Origin of the sequence: Geobacillus stearothermophilus ATCC 12980 (assembly GCF_030369615.1) — a bacterium.
In the GTDB taxonomy this organism is placed as follows: domain Bacteria; phylum Bacillota; class Bacilli; order Bacillales; family Anoxybacillaceae; genus Geobacillus; species Geobacillus stearothermophilus.
The window spans coordinates 1,897,635-1,913,000 of sequence record NZ_CP128494.1 but is presented as its reverse complement, the minus strand read 5'-3'; the positions used below and the strand labels follow the sequence as shown (position 1 = coordinate 1,913,000).

Annotated in this window: 17 protein-coding genes; 13 read left to right on the top strand and 4 right to left on the bottom strand. The window is 52.2% G+C overall.

Annotated elements, in window-relative coordinates:
- Positions 1 to 68: 68 nt before the first annotated feature.
- From QSJ10_RS10405 to QSJ10_RS10395, 3 genes are read left to right on the top strand one after another with little or no spacing between them, the layout of a single operon-like run.
- Positions 69 to 824, top strand: a complete 756-nt coding sequence (locus tag QSJ10_RS10405; RefSeq protein WP_049624491.1) for a metal ABC transporter ATP-binding protein — start codon at positions 69 to 71, stop codon at positions 822 to 824.
- A 38-nt stretch (positions 825 to 862) separates the two neighbouring features.
- Positions 863 to 1,705 carry a metal ABC transporter permease gene (locus tag QSJ10_RS10400; RefSeq protein WP_033014652.1) on the top strand — a complete coding sequence of 281 codons (843 nt, stop codon included), beginning with the start codon at positions 863 to 865 and terminating at the stop codon, positions 1,703 to 1,705.
- Positions 1,702 to 2,127 (top strand): Fur family transcriptional regulator, encoded by a 426-nt coding sequence (locus QSJ10_RS10395; RefSeq protein ID WP_033014648.1) that lies wholly within the window; start codon positions 1,702 to 1,704, stop codon positions 2,125 to 2,127. The genes QSJ10_RS10400 and QSJ10_RS10395 overlap by 4 nt, the downstream gene beginning before the upstream one ends.
- Positions 2,128 to 2,144: 17 nt before the next feature.
- Here QSJ10_RS10395 and QSJ10_RS10390 read toward each other — a convergent pair whose 3' ends face one another.
- Complete coding sequence (locus tag QSJ10_RS10390; protein WP_033014646.1) at positions 2,145 to 2,711, bottom strand: nucleotidase; 567 nt, start codon at positions 2,709 to 2,711, stop codon at positions 2,145 to 2,147.
- Between the two features lie 97 nt (positions 2,712 to 2,808).
- On the opposite strand from QSJ10_RS10390, the gene QSJ10_RS10385 reads away from it, so the two are divergent.
- Entirely contained in the window at positions 2,809 to 3,156 is a 348-nt protein-coding gene (locus QSJ10_RS10385) for a hypothetical protein (protein ID WP_033014645.1), read from the top strand.
- A 61-nt stretch (positions 3,157 to 3,217) separates the two neighbouring features.
- Here the strand turns inward: QSJ10_RS10385 and ispG are convergent, their stop codons facing one another.
- Together ispG and QSJ10_RS10375 are read right to left on the bottom strand one after the other, a co-directional pair.
- On the bottom strand, positions 3,218 to 4,342 hold the full coding sequence (gene ispG, locus QSJ10_RS10380; protein ID WP_033014644.1) for a flavodoxin-dependent (E)-4-hydroxy-3-methylbut-2-enyl-diphosphate synthase: 1,125 nt from the start codon (positions 4,340 to 4,342) through the stop codon (positions 3,218 to 3,220).
- 82 nt (positions 4,343 to 4,424) lie between these two features.
- Positions 4,425 to 4,739, bottom strand: coding sequence for a LysM peptidoglycan-binding domain-containing protein (locus QSJ10_RS10375; RefSeq protein WP_011231945.1), 315 nt, complete (start codon positions 4,737 to 4,739; stop codon positions 4,425 to 4,427).
- Between the two features lie 299 nt (positions 4,740 to 5,038).
- Between QSJ10_RS10375 and QSJ10_RS10370 the strand changes: the two genes are divergently transcribed.
- The gene (locus tag QSJ10_RS10370; protein ID WP_033014642.1) at positions 5,039 to 5,332 is read left to right on the top strand and encodes a hypothetical protein; all 294 of its coding nucleotides are present in this window, start codon (positions 5,039 to 5,041) and stop codon (positions 5,330 to 5,332) included.
- Here the strand turns inward: QSJ10_RS10370 and QSJ10_RS10365 are convergent.
- Complete coding sequence (locus QSJ10_RS10365) at positions 5,312 to 6,085, bottom strand: DUF1189 domain-containing protein (protein ID WP_033014641.1); 774 nt, start codon at positions 6,083 to 6,085, stop codon at positions 5,312 to 5,314. The two genes, QSJ10_RS10370 and QSJ10_RS10365, sit on opposite strands and share 21 nt — an antisense overlap.
- A gap of 354 nt (positions 6,086 to 6,439) precedes the next feature.
- On the opposite strand from QSJ10_RS10365, the gene sodA reads away from it, so the two are divergent.
- The 8 genes from sodA (at position 6,440) to phoU (ending at position 15,342) form a co-directional block, all read left to right on the top strand.
- Complete coding sequence (gene sodA / locus QSJ10_RS10360) at positions 6,440 to 7,054, top strand: superoxide dismutase SodA (protein WP_033010224.1); 615 nt, start codon at positions 6,440 to 6,442, stop codon at positions 7,052 to 7,054.
- A 141-nt stretch (positions 7,055 to 7,195) separates the two neighbouring features.
- The gene (locus QSJ10_RS10355; RefSeq protein ID WP_033014640.1) at positions 7,196 to 8,488 is read left to right on the top strand and encodes an MFS transporter; all 1,293 of its coding nucleotides are present in this window, start codon (positions 7,196 to 7,198) and stop codon (positions 8,486 to 8,488) included.
- A gap of 72 nt (positions 8,489 to 8,560) precedes the next feature.
- Positions 8,561 to 10,672, top strand: coding sequence for a peptidoglycan D,D-transpeptidase FtsI family protein (locus QSJ10_RS10350; RefSeq protein ID WP_053532200.1), 2,112 nt, complete (start codon positions 8,561 to 8,563; stop codon positions 10,670 to 10,672).
- Between the two features lie 220 nt (positions 10,673 to 10,892).
- Positions 10,893 to 11,858, top strand: a complete 966-nt coding sequence (locus tag QSJ10_RS10345; protein ID WP_033014639.1) for a PstS family phosphate ABC transporter substrate-binding protein — start codon at positions 10,893 to 10,895, stop codon at positions 11,856 to 11,858.
- An 85-nt stretch (positions 11,859 to 11,943) separates the two neighbouring features.
- On the top strand, positions 11,944 to 12,897 hold the full coding sequence (gene pstC, locus QSJ10_RS10340; RefSeq protein ID WP_033014638.1) for a phosphate ABC transporter permease subunit PstC: 954 nt from the start codon (positions 11,944 to 11,946) through the stop codon (positions 12,895 to 12,897).
- 4 nt (positions 12,898 to 12,901) lie between these two features.
- Positions 12,902 to 13,783, top strand: coding sequence for a phosphate ABC transporter permease PstA (gene pstA, locus QSJ10_RS10335; protein WP_033014634.1), 882 nt, complete (start codon positions 12,902 to 12,904; stop codon positions 13,781 to 13,783).
- A gap of 39 nt (positions 13,784 to 13,822) precedes the next feature.
- Positions 13,823 to 14,665, top strand: coding sequence for a phosphate ABC transporter ATP-binding protein PstB (gene pstB, locus QSJ10_RS10330; RefSeq protein ID WP_033014632.1), 843 nt, complete (start codon positions 13,823 to 13,825; stop codon positions 14,663 to 14,665).
- A gap of 23 nt (positions 14,666 to 14,688) precedes the next feature.
- Positions 14,689 to 15,342, top strand: a complete 654-nt coding sequence (gene phoU, locus QSJ10_RS10325) for a phosphate signaling complex protein PhoU (protein WP_033014630.1) — start codon at positions 14,689 to 14,691, stop codon at positions 15,340 to 15,342.
- Positions 15,343 to 15,366 lie beyond the last annotated feature (24 nt).

The window sequence follows — 15,366 nt, the reverse complement described above, 5'->3', positions numbered from 1 at the left end:
GGATGGAGGGGTATACTTGCATAGTGAAGCAAATCAGAATGATTCTGAATTAGCAAGGGAGAACCGCCATGGAGAGTGGGCTTGTTTTGCAAATTGAGGATGTGTCGTTCCGTTATGAAAACGAGAACGTGCTTGAGCATGTTAGTTTAACGGTGCCGAAAGGAGCATTTTTAGGATTGGTCGGCCCGAACGGCTCGGGAAAATCGACGCTGCTGAAATGCGTGCTCGGTTTGCTCAAGCCGTCGCATGGCCGCATTTTGTTGTTCGGTGAACCGGTTGAATCGTTCCGGGCATGGCATCGAATCGGCTTTGTATCGCAAAAAGCCAACAGTTTTAACCGCGGTTTCCCGGCGACGGTTGAGGAAGTGGCGGCGAGCGGATTGACGGCGAAACGCGGCTTGTTCCGCCTGTTGACGAAAGAAGACCGGCGGGCGGTCACGGCGGCGCTTGAGGCTGTTGGGCTGAGCGAGTTGGCGAAGCGCAATATCGGCGAGCTGTCCGGCGGCCAGCAGCAGCGGGTGTTTATCGCCCGGGCGTTGGCGAGCCAACCGGATTTGCTCATTTTAGACGAGCCGACGGTCGGCGTGGATGCCCGCCATGTGCACGAGTTTTATGAGCTGCTTGGCGATTTGAACCGCCGCGGTTTGACGCTTATCTTAGTGACGCACGACATCGGGACGATGACGGAGCGGGTCACCCATATCGCCTGTTTGAACAGACGCCTCTATTTCCATGGAAAAGCGGAGGAGTTTGAACAGCTTGGCGACGAAGCCATTTCGCAGTTTTACGGGCATCCGCTTCACGTTCTCTCCCACGAGCACTAGAGGGGCCATATAAACGATTGACGTTGGAGGAATGACACGTGTGGGAAGCCTTATGGCAGTACGAGTTTTTGCGCAACGCCTTCTGGGCCGGGGTATTGACCGGATTTGCCGCGCCGCTGCTTGGCGTGTTTATCGTTGTTCGGCGGCTCTCGCTCATCGCGGATGCGTTGAGCCATGTCACGCTTGCCGGCATTGCCGCCGGGCTGCTGCTCGGGAAGTCCGTGCCGGCGGCAGCCGGATGGAACCCGCTGTACATCGGCATGGGCTTTTCCGTCATCGGCTCGCTGTTTATCGAAAAGCTGCGTGCTGTGTACCGGCATTATGAGGAGCTTGCCATTCCGATCATTTTATCGGCCGGCATCGGCTTAAGTGTGATTTTGATTTCAGCGGCCAACGGATTTACAACTGATTTGTTTTCGTACTTGTTCGGCAGCGTGAGCGCTGTCAGCCGCTCTGATGTCGGAACGGCGCTCGGCGTCGCGATTGTTGCTGTCGCCGTCATTTTCGCTTTTTACAAGGAATTGTTTCTTCTCTCGTTTGATGAGGAATATGCCCGCGTTTCCGGCGTCCGCGCCAAGCTCATTCATTTTTTGTTTATCGTGCTTGTCGCTCTCGTCATCGCGGCGTCGATGCGCATCGTTGGCGTGCTGCTCGTTTCTTCGCTCATGACGCTGCCGGTGGCCGCGAGCATCCGCATCGCCAAAAGCTTTAAACAAGCCATCGCATATTCCGTTTTCTTCGGGGAGCTTTCCGTCATCGTCGGCTTGCTGGCGGCATACGAACTCGATTGGGCGCCGGGCGGAACGATTGTCATGATGGCCGTGGCCATTTTGCTTCTCGTATTAGGATGGAAAAAATGGAGAAGGGGGCGGTCGCGATGAACGTTGGCGAAGCGTTGCGGTTAATGAAGGAAAAAGGGTTTAAATATACGGAAAAACGGAAACAAATGCTCGAGCTGTTTGCCGGCCGCGACAAATATTTGACGGCAAAAGAAGTGCTTGAGGCGCTTCGTCCCGCTTATCCGGGCTTAAGCGTTGACACGGTGTACCGCAATTTGTCGCTCTTTGCTGCGCTCGGCATCTTGGAGATGACCGAGTTGTCAGGAGAGAAACGGTTTCGGTTCGCCTGCGACGCCCGCCGCCATCACCATCATTTCATTTGCACCGAGTGCGGGAAAACAAAAGAAATCGATATATGTCCAATGGAAAGGCTGGCCACGCAGCTCGACGGCTACGAAATCGCCGACCATAAATTTGAAATTTACGGAACATGTCCGCAATGCCAAAAACATCTCCCGATATAAGACGGGAGATGTTTTTCTTATGGCGCCAAGCGCAGCTCGACTTCACGCTTGGCCTCGAGCCAATGCCGGACGCGGATGACATTGTCAGGAAGCGGACCTTGGTTGTATGGCGTGTCAAACAAAATGACCGGGATGCCGCATGCTTCTGCGATCTCACAAGCGTTATCGTATTTATCTTCAAAAAAGGCGGCCAGCCTGTATTGGCGGACGGCGGCGATTTTATCGTGGGATCCGATCAGCTCAATATGGTGGTAATGGATGCCGTGCCGTTGAAACCAGCGTTCGGTGAGCTCGTACAAATGGCGGCCGCGGGCGCTGATGTAATACAGCTCGTATTTGTCTTTCCAGCTGTCAATCACCTCAAGCGCGTAGCGAGCCAGCGGCGCACGTTCGTAAATGCCCGCCTCATTTTCCGCAAGCCACCGGTCCATTTCTTCCTCCGCCACGCCGTATAACGGCGCCAAATTGTATTGTGTAATGTCGTGTAATGCGAGCTCTTTGCCGAATGCTTCGTTTAAATACGGAATAAATGTGCTCGGACACGTAACCGTGCCGTCAATGTCGATCCCGAGCCGGTGTTTCATCGTCGCATCCCCCTTTTAGAAAATATTCACACTGATAAAATGGCACCGGTTTCTCATACTAAGAATGCTCCTTACTTTAGGAAAGCGAGGGAAGCATATGGCAGACGACCGCGAGCGCACGTATAATGGAAGTTACGTGCAATCGATCGAAAAAGAGGAACCAGAACGCACTTTCATGGAAGAAACAGCGGCGGAAGTCGCTGAACCGATTCGCCGCCGCGACGAGCGGGATGAAGAACGCGCGGACGGCGCCGGGCTCGGCTGGCTCGCTTTGGCCCTGTCCATCATCGCCTTGTTTATTTGGCCGATTTTGTTAGGGGCGACCGGCATTATTGTCGGGTTTATCGCGCGCCGGCGCGGCGCGGAAACGCTTGGGGCTTGGGCCATCGGGATTGGCGTCATCGCCATTCTCGTCCGCCTGTTTATTATGCCGTTTTATACGTAAAAAAAAGCGAGGGTGTCCCCAAGGCGGGGACGCCCTTTCTCGTTATGCAGGAACATTCCGCTCATTGGGCGGCGCTGCCTTTCAGAGCGGCTTTGTTTTCCTTTTGCTTTGCAAAATATTCTTCCGCCAGCTTGTCGATTTCTTTTTTCAGTTCTTCCACCATTTGTTCTTCCGGTACTTTGCGGACAATTTTGCCGTGGCGGAACAACAAGCCTTCGCCGCGGGCGCCGGCGATGCCGATATCCGCCTCGCGCGCTTCGCCCGGGCCGTTGACCGCGCAACCGAGCACGGCGACTTTGATCGGCGCCTTAATTTTGGCGATATAGTCCTCGATTTCATTGGCGATGCTGATCAAATCGATCTCAATCCGCCCGCACGTCGGGCAGGAAATGAGCGTCGCCGCATTGGAGGCGAGCCCGAACGTTTTTAAAATTTCGCGCGCCACTTTTACTTCTTCAACCGGGTCGGCGCTTAACGAAACGCGGATCGTATTGCCGATGCCTTTGCTTAAAATGGCGCCGAGTCCAACCGCGCTTTTGATCGTGCCGGAAAAAAGCGTTCCCGCCTCGGTGATGCCAACATGGAGCGGATAGTCGAACGTGCGCGCCGCTTTTTCGTACGCTTCAATGGCGAGGCGCACATCGGACGCTTTCAACGAAACGATAATGTCGTGAAAATCGAGTTCTTCCAAGATGCGGATATGGTATAAGGCGCTCTCGACCATGCCGTCGGCTGTTGGATATCCGTATTTTTCTAAAATGCGTTTTTCCAGCGATCCGGCGTTGACGCCGATGCGGATCGGCACGCCGCGCTCTTTCGCCGCTTTCACGACCGCTTCGACTTTTTCGCGGCGCCCGATGTTGCCTGGATTGATGCGGATTTTATCAACGCCGCCTTCGATCGCTTTCAGCGCCAGTTTGTAGTCAAAGTGGATGTCGGCGACAAGCGGGATGTTGATTCGCTTTTTAATTTCCGGTATCGCCGCGGCAGCCCGTTCATCCGGGCAGGCGACGCGGACGACTTGACAGCCCGCCTCCTCAAGCCGGCGGATTTGCGCCACCGTCGCCTCGACATCGTGCGTTTTCGTCGTCGTCATGCTTTGAATGATGACTTCGTTGCTCCCACCGATCGTCAGCGGACCGACGCGGACCGGCCGAGTCTTTGAACGATGGATGATTTCACCCACGGGAATTCGCTCCTTTAACATTCGAGTCGCTTTCTGCATTATTGTAACAGTGCCATCCGCCGTTTGACAAGCGATTCGCCGGTTAGCGATAGATCGGTACTTTATAAGTTTTCCCGATTTTTAATGTTTGCGCATGTTCGCCTGGATTTAACCGTTCAAAATCACGGATCAGCTGCTCGAGCGGAACGGGCAATGGACCGTTGAGTTCTTTCTCGATGATGGACAACAACGTATCGCCAGGGCGAATGGTCACCGTCCGGTACGGGATGGCCGCCTGTTTCGACTGGACAACGGCTGCCGCTGTTTCAGATGAAGGGTGAAGCGTTCCGATGACAAGGTCGCGGTAAACGATATAACTGGAAAGAAAGAGAAGCAGGAGAAAAATGAATTTTTTCATGACGCTTCCTCCGCATGCGTATATCTATTTCATATGTATGCTTGTCCAGCGAAAATATGTCTTCCTTAGCAAGGTCGTTGAGCTCATGAGGAAAACACTTCAACAAAAGAATGTCTCCAATTTGAAAAACGGCATCACCGTTCTTCTTTGCCTTCAAGGCTCGCTTGACGGCTTTTTGAAAATATTCCTGTTTTTTGTCTTTACAGAAACTCAACAACTGCTTTATAAGGGCCTAACGATGTCTCGCTACAATGGTCTTGTACGTTGAAAGTACGAAAACAAAACGGGAGGATTTCTGAATGTGGAGCAAACGAGTCAAATTGGGATTGGCCGCCTTGTTGATGACCGGCGTTTTGGCCGGCTGCGGGCAGACTGAAAAGAACAACGCGGGCGGCAATGAAGGAGCGGCAAAGAAAGAAGAAACCTACTCCGGCACCATTGCACTAGTGGGATCTACAGCGCTTCAGCCGCTGGCAGACTCCGGGGGGGCGGCGCGCGCGTCGAGGACGAGGAGAAAGAAGCAAAGCAGCGTAAGCACAAAAAAAGCTGTCCTGCATCGACAGGCAGCTTTTTTATATTTCCCGTTTGGCTGATGGCACTTCCTTGACTGCCAAAAAGAGAACGACAAGCGAAACGAACCAATGGATCAACGCGCCGTAGGGCACGACCGCTTGCACCGTTTCCATCACGGTGAAAAAGACGGTCGACAGCGTAATGGCGTAAGCCGACATCACCCATGTATGGCGGTAGCGCAGCGTTTTGTCGAGCACGCCGGCAAGAATCAGGCCGAAAAAGGCAAAGATGCACACGCTGATGAATTTCCCGGCGCAGGCGAGCACGTATAAAACGAACCCAAAAAGCGGGATGAGGACAGGGAGAAGCGACTGAAGACCGGCGATGAACGCGCGAACGTCTTCGTCGGTAATGGTCACATCCGGAAACGTGGCATAGCTGTAATGCTGCGCCTGATGGCCGGCGACGAGCACGGCTTCATGCTTCAAGAGCGCGATGGCGTTCGGAAACTGCTCGACGTTCTCACTCGTCACTTTGCCGGTGCTGTCAAAAATGATCGTAAATCCGCCTTGATCAATATGAATCGGCGTGGCCGCCTCCGAGTGAAGTTCGCCGTTTTCAATCGAAAACGGCGGCAACTCGTTATTCAATAAGGCGCTCGTTGTGCGGATGCCTTCAGTGAGCGACGAGGAGACATAGTAAAACGTCGGAAGAGTGGACAGCAAAGTCAGCAAAAACAAATAACCGATCGTTTTCCCAATTCCCTGAAATCGAAAGCGGGCGATGTCTTTCGGAGAATATAAGCTTTTCCACAGCTGGACGAATACGTTCATCTCAGACACACCTTTCTTTATCTCCTTTTCCATTGTAGCCGGGAAAGAGGAAGAATTCAACTTGAGACAAAGAAAAAGCGGGCATCTTCCCGCTTTAGTCAGAAGGCAAATGAAAGGTTTCAAGCAAGGCGCGCCATTGCAACACCCGTTCATTTAGTGCATCGGCTTCGGAACGAATGGCAGCCATATACTATAGCTTGTCATTATGAAGAAACGGTCAACGGTGTGTTGAAAATATGTAAACAAAAAGCGAGGACAAGCAAGTCGATTGAAACATTGTGCCAACTTTGGTAAGCTAATCTCAAGCGAACGCTTTGGCGTTCGTGTACATAAATCAAAAAGGAGGAGATCGGTATGCCATTTGAATTGCCAGCATTGCCGTATCCGTATGATGCTCTGGAGCCGCACATCGACAAAGAAACGATGAACATTCACCACACGAAGCACCATAACACATACGTTACAAATTTGAATGCGGCGCTTGAAGGACATCCGGATTTGCAAAACAAATCGCTCGAAGAACTGCTCAGCAATTTGGAAGCCCTTCCGGAAAGCATCCGCACGGCGGTGCGCAACAACGGCGGCGGCCATGCGAACCACTCGCTTTTCTGGACGATTTTGTCGCCAAATGGCGGCGGCGAGCCGACGGGTGAGCTGGCTGACGCCATCAACAAAAAATTCGGCAGCTTCACCGCGTTCAAAGACGAGTTTTCGAAAGCAGCGGCCGGCCGTTTCGGTTCCGGTTGGGCATGGCTTGTTGTGAACAACGGCGAGCTGGAAATCACAAGCACGCCGAACCAAGATTCGCCGATTATGGAAGGCAAAACGCCGATTCTCGGCTTGGACGTTTGGGAGCATGCGTACTACTTGAAATACCAAAACCGCCGTCCGGAATACATTGCCGCATTCTGGAACGTCGTCAACTGGGACGAAGTGGCGAAACGGTACAGCGAAGCGAAAGCAAAATAATGAACAAAGCGGGGCGAAACAAAACGCTCCGCTTTTTTTTCGACGAAGGGGGCAGGCAAAGGGAGCGGTTTTCGTTGCGCCGGGTGCATAGAGGCGGCAGAAATGGCCACACTACCCGATAGATGAAAAGGGGAGTTTGCAATGGCATTTTTCCAAAAACTAACCGGCCAAGAACAAGTGAACCGCGACCTGTTGCTTTTGCTTTGCATCGGCGGGTTTTACGCGCTCGGTGTTTCCCTGTCGAACACGTTTGTCAACATTTATTTGTGGAAACAGACCGGCGATTTTCGCGATTTGGCATTGTACAACTTGGCGGTCGTCACGATGCAGCCGCTGACGTTTATCGTTGCCGGCCGTCTGGCGAAACAGATCGACCGCATTCTCGTTTTGCGGCTTGGCGTGTCATGTTTAGCCGTTTTTTTTGTCACGGTTTTGCTGGTCGGCTCCCGCGCCCATCAATATTTGCTCGTTCTCGGCGCGCTGCTTGGCGTCGGCTACGGTTTTTACTGGCTCGCTTTTAACGTGCTGACATTTGAAATTACCGAACCGGAGACGCGCGACTTTTTTAACGGTTTTTTCGGGGTGTTGACCTCATCAGCCGGCATGATCGGGCCGATTGCCGCCGGTTATATCATCTCATCGCTTCATGGAGCGAAAGGGTATACGTTCGTTTTCTCGCTGTCGCTCGGCTTGTTTCTTGTCGCTGTGCTGCTCAGCTTTTTCTTGAAGCGCCGCGCGGCCGCGGGGAAATATTTATTTTTCCGCATTTTAAAGGAACGGAATGAAAACCGGAACTGGCGGCTCATTACGAACGCCCATTTTTTTCAAGGACTGCGTGAAGGCTCGTTCGTTTTTGTCATTTCCGTGCTTGTCTACGTCAGCTCCCATAGCGAATGGGCGCTTGGCAAGTACGGATTGGTCAATTCCTTCACATCGTTTATCGCTTATTACGTCGTCTCCCGGTTGATGAAGCGGGAATACCGGATGAAAGCCATTTTGTTGGGCGGTCTTTTGCTGTATGCAGCCATTTTTCTCATCGTCTTTCATCCTTCGTACCCGCGCCTTCTTCTTTATGCCGTCACGATTGCCATCGCTTATCCGATTTTGCTTGTTCCGTACTCATCGTTGACGTTTGACGTGATCGGGAAAAGCTGGAAATCAGCGGAAGCGCGCGTCGAATATATCGTCGTCCGCGAGCTGTTTTTAAACGCCGGACGGGTGGCGTCGATTCTTGCTTTTTTGGCGGCGGTGGAGCTCTTTAACGAGCAGACGGGCATTCGTGTGCTGATGTTTGTATGCGGCGCCGGGCATTTGATCATTTATTGGTTCGTCCGCCGCATCCGCTTGACTGATGGCCATCCGGAGCGGGAGCGGCAAGGTCGGCTTTTGCTTCGGCCGAAGCTGGCCAATGAACGGGGCGGCCCGACAGCATAAAAGTCGCCCATGTTTTTCCCTAGCCAACCCCTTCTTTTTCTTTTACAATAGGGGGGAAAGGAGGGCCGGGGGATGAAACGGAAGAAACGGGCACAAGTGCCGATTCGGTTGAACATTTTGTTTTTCTTTGTCTTCTTGTTGTTTTCGGCGCTGATTTTGCGCCTTGGCGTCGTACAAATCGTCTACGGTGAAGATTATCGGCGCGAAGTGGAGCGGACGCAGGATGAAATCGTCAGCACGCCGGTGCCGCGCGGCAAAATTTACGATCGATTCGGCCGCGTGATCGTCGACAACACACCGCAAAAGGCGATTACGTACACGCGCTCCAAAACGACACAGCCGGAAGAAATATTGGACATAGCAAGGAAACTCGCCCAATACATCGACATTCCGGATGCAGAGGAAAAAGTGACGGAGCGAGACATGAAAGATTATTGGATTTTGACCCATCCGGAAGAAGCCAAAAAGAAAGTGAGCGAACAAGAACGGAAAAAGCTCGCTGACCAAGGGCTGACACAAAAAGAGATCGACAAAAAGGTGTATGAATGGACGCTTGACCGCATCACCAAGCAAGATTTGGCGCAAATTTCGAAGTCGGAGCTTGAAGTGATCGCCATTAAACATGAGATGGAGAGCGGCTACGCCTTGACGCCGCAGACGGTCAAAAGCAAAGGGGTGACCGACCGCGAATATGCGGTCGTCAGCGAACACTTAAGCGAGCTGCCTGGCGTCAATACGACCGTTGACTGGGACCGGAAATACGTGTATGACAATACATTCCGCTCCGTGCTCGGCAGTGTGACGGAAGAAGATGAAGGCGTTCCGCGCGAGCGGCTCGACTACTTTTTGGCCCGCGACTACAGCCGCAACGACCGCGTTGGCAAAAGCTATTTGGAGATGCAGTATGAAGAAGTGCTGCACGGCAAAAAGGCGAAAGTGAAAAACGTGGTCGACAAGTCGGGCCGCGTCGTTTCGGTTGAGGAAGTGTACCCGGGCGAGCGCGGGAAAGACCTTGTGCTGACGATCGATGCCGAATTGCAGCAAAAAGTCGAAGAGATCATTCAGCAGGAGATTTTGGCGACGAAGCGCAAAGGCCGGTCGCCGCTCTTGGACCGGGCGTTTGTCGTCATGATGAACCCGAAGACGGGCGAAGTGTTGGCGATGGCCGGCAAGCTTCTTCAAGATGGCAAATTTGTCGACTTTGCCATCGGCAACATCACGTCCGCCTATACAATGGGATCGACGGTGAAAGGGGCGACCGTGCTCACCGGCTTTCAAACCGGGGTGCTTCATCCGAATACGTATATTAAGGATGAGCCGTTATACATTAAAGGTACAAAGCCGAAAAAGTCATGGAAAACGATGGGGACGATCAACGAGCTGACGGCGCTCAAGCAGTCATCGAACGTCTATATGTTCAAAACAGCGATCGCCATCGGGGGCGGTGTGTATCGTCCGCACGCGCCTCTTCGCATCAATCCAGAGGCATTTACGACGATTCGCCACTATTTCAGCCAATTTGGTTTGGGCGTCAAAACAGGCATCGATTTGCCGAACGAACTTAGCGGCTTCCAAGGCCAAGGCACGCTCGGCGGATTTTTGCTTGACTTAGCCATCGGCCAGTATGATATGTATACGCCGATGCAGCTGGCGCAATACGTGTCGACGATCGCCAACGGCGGCTATCGGATGAAGCCGCAGCTCGTCAAAGAAATTCGTGAGCCGTCCATTGACGGAAAAGAACCTAGTCGCGTCATCAAACGGTTCGAGCCGATCGTGTTAAACCGCGTCGATATGAAGACGGAATACATTGAGCGCGTGCAGGAAGGGTTCCGCCGTGTGATGCAAGAGCCGGGCGGAACGGCGTATTCGTACTTTGCGAGTGCTTCGTACAAGCCGGCCGGCAAAACGGGGACGGCACAGGCGTATTACGATGGACCGATCAAAAGCCGCCGCAATGACTCGACCTACAATTTGACGCTTGTCGGCTATGCGCCGTACAACGATCCAGAAGTGTCGTTCGCTGTTGTCGTTCCGTGGGCGACGCAAGGGGCAAGCGACGGCATTAACAACCGCATCGGCCGCCGTATTTTGGACGCCTATTTTGAATTGAAGGCGAAACGAATGGCTGGAGAGCCTGTTCAACCGCCAGCCGACGGCACCGAAACAACAGAACAATCTTGATGCTGAAGCTGATTCGATAGGGAGAGCTCCTTTTGTCGGATCAGCTCTTTTTATTTTTTAGCGGAAAGAGAAGCTATTGATGAAAAATAATGGATATTGGATATCTGGAGTTTACACAATCTTAACATTCTGTTTAAACCTTATTAACAGCGTCCATTTATGATACGGCATGTAAGGAAAAACTAGGACATGTAAAAGAAAACAGTCAGGGGGAAAAGCGATGAGCAAATGGAAACGGCTGATGTTGTCGAGTTTGCTTGGCGGAACAATGATGATTGCTGCCGCCTGTGGAGGAGGAAATGGAGCGCAGGAAAACGAGGCGGACAGTGGATCCGCAACGAAAGAGCTGTCCGGTGAAGTGATCATGGACGGTTCCTCGACGGTATATCCAATTGCGGAAGCAGCTGCTGAAGAATATATGATGGAACAGCCAAACGTCAAAGTTTCCGTCGGTGCTTCTGGAACGGGAGGGGGATTTGAGAAGTTCACGAAAGGGGAAACCGATTTTTCGAACGCCTCTCGTCCAATCAAAGAGGAAGAAAAACAGGAAGCTGCCGACAACGGCATCGAGTTCCAAGAGTTTCAGCTTGCCTATGACGGTCTTTCTGTTGTGGTCAATAAAGAAAACGATTGGGTTGATTACTTGACGGTGGATGAGTTGAAAAAAATGTGGACGGAAGACGGCACGGTGAAAAAATGGTCGGATATCCGTCCGGGCTGGCCGGATGAGGAAATCAAGTTTTTCTCGCCTGGTCATGATTCTGGGACATATGACTACTTTGATGAAGTGATTCTGGAAGGAAAAGAACTGGTCAAAACGGCTCAACTTTCGGAAGACGACAATATCCTCGTTCGTGGGGTTGAAGGGGATCAATATGCGATCGGCTACTTCGGTTATGCGTATTACTTGGAAAATAAAGATAAGCTGAAAGTGGTTCCGATCGATGGCGGCAACGGGCCAGTCGAGCCGACAAACGAGACGATTGAAACCGGGAAATACACCCCGCTTTCGCGGCCGCTGTTTACGTATGTGAACGTCAAATCGTTGAAAGAAAAGCCGCAAGTGTATGACTATATGGAATTTTTGCTGGAAACAGCCGGGGACTTGGCGGAAGAGGTCGGTTACGTCCGCCTGCCGGAGGAAAAGTATAAAGAACAGCTTGAAACATTGGAAGGATTGAAATAGGTTTCGTTAGGCCGGCGACAAGGGGTGTCTGTCGGCCTAGACTTGTGACTGCGGTTGGAATAAGTCGGAAAGGAGTTTTCGTTTTATGGGGGTTCCAACGAAGAAAGAACAGCAGTTCTCGGTTCGGGAGATGATCGTTGAAAACCAAGCGCGGCAACATTGGACGAAAAGGATGGAAAAGCTCGCGCCGAAGTTCCTCTTTACATTGGCGGCACTCTCCGTGCTCGTAATGCTCGGCATTTTGTTTACCCTTCTTTTTGAGACGATCGAATTTTTCCGCCGTGTATCGATTGTTGAGTTTGTCACAAGCAAAGAGTGGCTTCCGTGGAATGAGGAACACGGATCGTTCGGAGTCGCTCCGCTTGTGACCGGCACGCTGCTGACGACCGGTATCGCTATGCTTTTGGCTGTTCCGATTGGGCTCGCTTCGGCCATTTACTTGAGCGAGTATGCGTCGGAGCGGACGCGCCGAATCATCAAGCCGGCGCTCGAAGTGCTTGCCGGCATTCCGACGATCGTGTACGGGTTTTTTGCGTTGACGATCGTGACGCCGTTATTGCAAAAGGTCATCCCGGATCTAGAGATTTTTAATGCGCTCAGCCCGGGGCTCGTCATGGGGATTATGATCATTCCGATGATCGCCTCGCTGTCAGAAGACGCGATGAGCGCAGTGCCAAACTCCATTCGCGAAGGCGCCTTGGCCCTTGGCGCGACAAAGTTTGAAGTAGCGCTTAAGGTCGTGCTTCCTGCCGCCGCTTCCGGAGTGATTGCCTCATTTATTTTAGGCATTTCCCGGGCGGTCGGTGAAACGATGATCGTCGCGGTGGCTGGCGGATCATCGCCGGAGTTTACGTTTGATGTTACGCAATCGATTCAAACATTGACCGCTTACATCGTCCAGGTGACAACCGGCGACGCCGGCTATGGGACGACGATTTATTACAGCATTTACGCTGTCGGGATGACGCTCTTTATTTTCACGCTGCTGATGAATATATTGGCGCAATACATTTCCCGCCGATTGAGGGAGGAGTATTGAACACATGGAAAACAAATTGGACAAACCGCTCGTTTGGAGACGAATGAAAGGAAGGCTGGTGCAAAACGCCGTCTTGCAAGCCATTTTTTTTGCTGCTACGATTTTTGGACTCATTGTTCTCGCATTATTATTATCCCGTGTCATCATGCAGGCGATCGGCTGGCTCGATGGTGATTTCTTAAACAGCTTTCCTTCGCGCCGTCCGGAGGAAGCTGGGATTAAATCCGGACTGGTTGGCTCCCTTTGGCTGATGATGATTGTCGCACCGGTTTCGTTTATTTTGGGGGTTGGGACGGCCATTTATTTGGAAGAATACGCGCGCAAAAACCGTTTCACCGCGTTGATTCAAACGAATATTTCCAATCTGGCCGGCGTGCCGTCGATCGTGTTTGGCCTGCTGGGGCTTACGGTTTTTGTCCGTGAGCTTGGACTTGGGCGCAGTGTCTTGGCGGCCGGGTTGACGATGAGCTTGCTCATTCTTCCAGTGATCGTCGTCGCGGCCCAAGAGGCGATTCGTGCGGTTCCCCAGCAGCTGCGGGAAGCGTCGTATGCCATGGGGGCGACGAAATGGCAAACGATTTGTCGGGTGGTGTTGCCGGCGGCGCTGCCGGGAATGCTGACGGGGGCCATTTTGGCGTTTTCCCGCGCTATTGGGGAGACAGCTCCGCTTGTGGTGCTCGGCATCCCGACGTTTATCGCCTACCTGCCGGGCAGCGTACTTGATACGTTTACCGCTATGCCGTTGCAAATTTACAACTGGACAGGGCGGCCGCAAGAGGAGTTTCAGCATGTAGCGGCTGCCGGGATTATCGTCCTGCTCGTCTTTTTAATTTTGATGAATTCGGTCGCGGTATTGATTCGCAACAAGTTTCAAAAGCGGTTTTAACGCAAAAATTTCGGGGAAGAGCGAAAGGAGACCAATCAGATGATGGCAACAAACACAAAGAAAACAAAACTCTCACCGTTGGTCGAACCGTCTGCGGCAACGCCGGCGGTCGAAGATGTTGCAACAAAAGGCGTTGTGTACGAGACAACAGATTTAAACTTATGGTATGGTGAACATCATGCGCTGAAGCACATTCATTTAACAATTTATGAAAATGAGGTGACGGCAATTATCGGGCCGTCAGGATGTGGAAAATCGACCTATATTAAAACGTTGAACCGAATGGTCGAGCTCGTGCCGAACGTCCGCATTGCCGGCCAGCTCGTCTACCGCGGGCGCAACATTTTTGACCCTTCCTATCCGGTTGAACAATTGCGGACACAAGTCGGCATGGTGTTTCAAAAGCCGAACCCGTTCCCGAAATCGATTTACGACAATATTGCGTACGGTCCTCGCATTCATGGCATCCGCAATAAAAAAGTGCTCGACGAAATTGTCGAAAAAAGTTTGCGAGGGGCGGCGCTTTGGGATGAGGTAAAAGATCGGCTGCACGATCATGCCTACGGGTTATCAGGCGGACAGCAGCAGCGATTGTGCATCGCCCGCTGTTTGGCGATTGAGCCGGACGTTATTTTAATGGATGAACCGACGTCTGCGCTCGATCCGATTTCCACGTTGAAAATCGAGGAACTTATTCAAGAATTGAAAAAACAATACAGCATCATTATTGTGACCCATAACATGCAGCAAGCGGCCCGCATTTCGGACAAAACAGCGTTTTTCTTGAACGGAGAAGTGATTGAATACGCAGAGACGAACAAGCTGTTTTCCAATCCGGCCGACCAGCGTACAGAAGACTACATTACCGGTCGTTTCGGATAAAAAACAAGGGAGGAAAGCCTGAAATGCGTGAAACGTTTGCTGATGACTTGCGAGCGCTGCACAACAAGCTGGTTGAGATGGGGCGGTTAACAGAAGTGGCATTGCAACAGGCGATTGACGCGTTTCAAACACAAAACAAACATTTGGCGATGGCCGTCATTGATGGAGACGGCTCGATTGACAAGCTCGAAGAAGAAGTGAACGACTTTGCGTTGTGGCTCATTGCGAAACAGCAGCCGGTCGCGACCGACTTGCGCCGCATCATCGCCGCGATCAAAATCGCGGGCGATATCGAGCGGATCGCCGATTTGGCCGTTAATGTCGCCAAGGCGTGCATCCGCATCGGCGGCGAGCCGTTCGTCATCGACATCCGCTCGCTAGTGTCGATGCACCAATTGGCGGCAGACATGGTATCGGCGGCTATGACGGCGTACGATCGGGAAGATGCATCGCTGGCTGCACAAATTGCCGATATGGATCGTCAGGTTGACGAGCGGTACGGGGAGATGATGAGAGCGCTGCTTGAGATGGAGAAAACAGATAAAGAGGCGCTGGCGCAAATGAACGTGCTGGCTCTCGTCGCCCGGTATATTGAACGGACGGCGGATCATGCGACCAATATCGCCGAGCATCTCCTTTATCTCGTCAAAGGGAAGCATTATGATTTGAATGATTGATGCAAATACAAAGAAGGAGGCAGT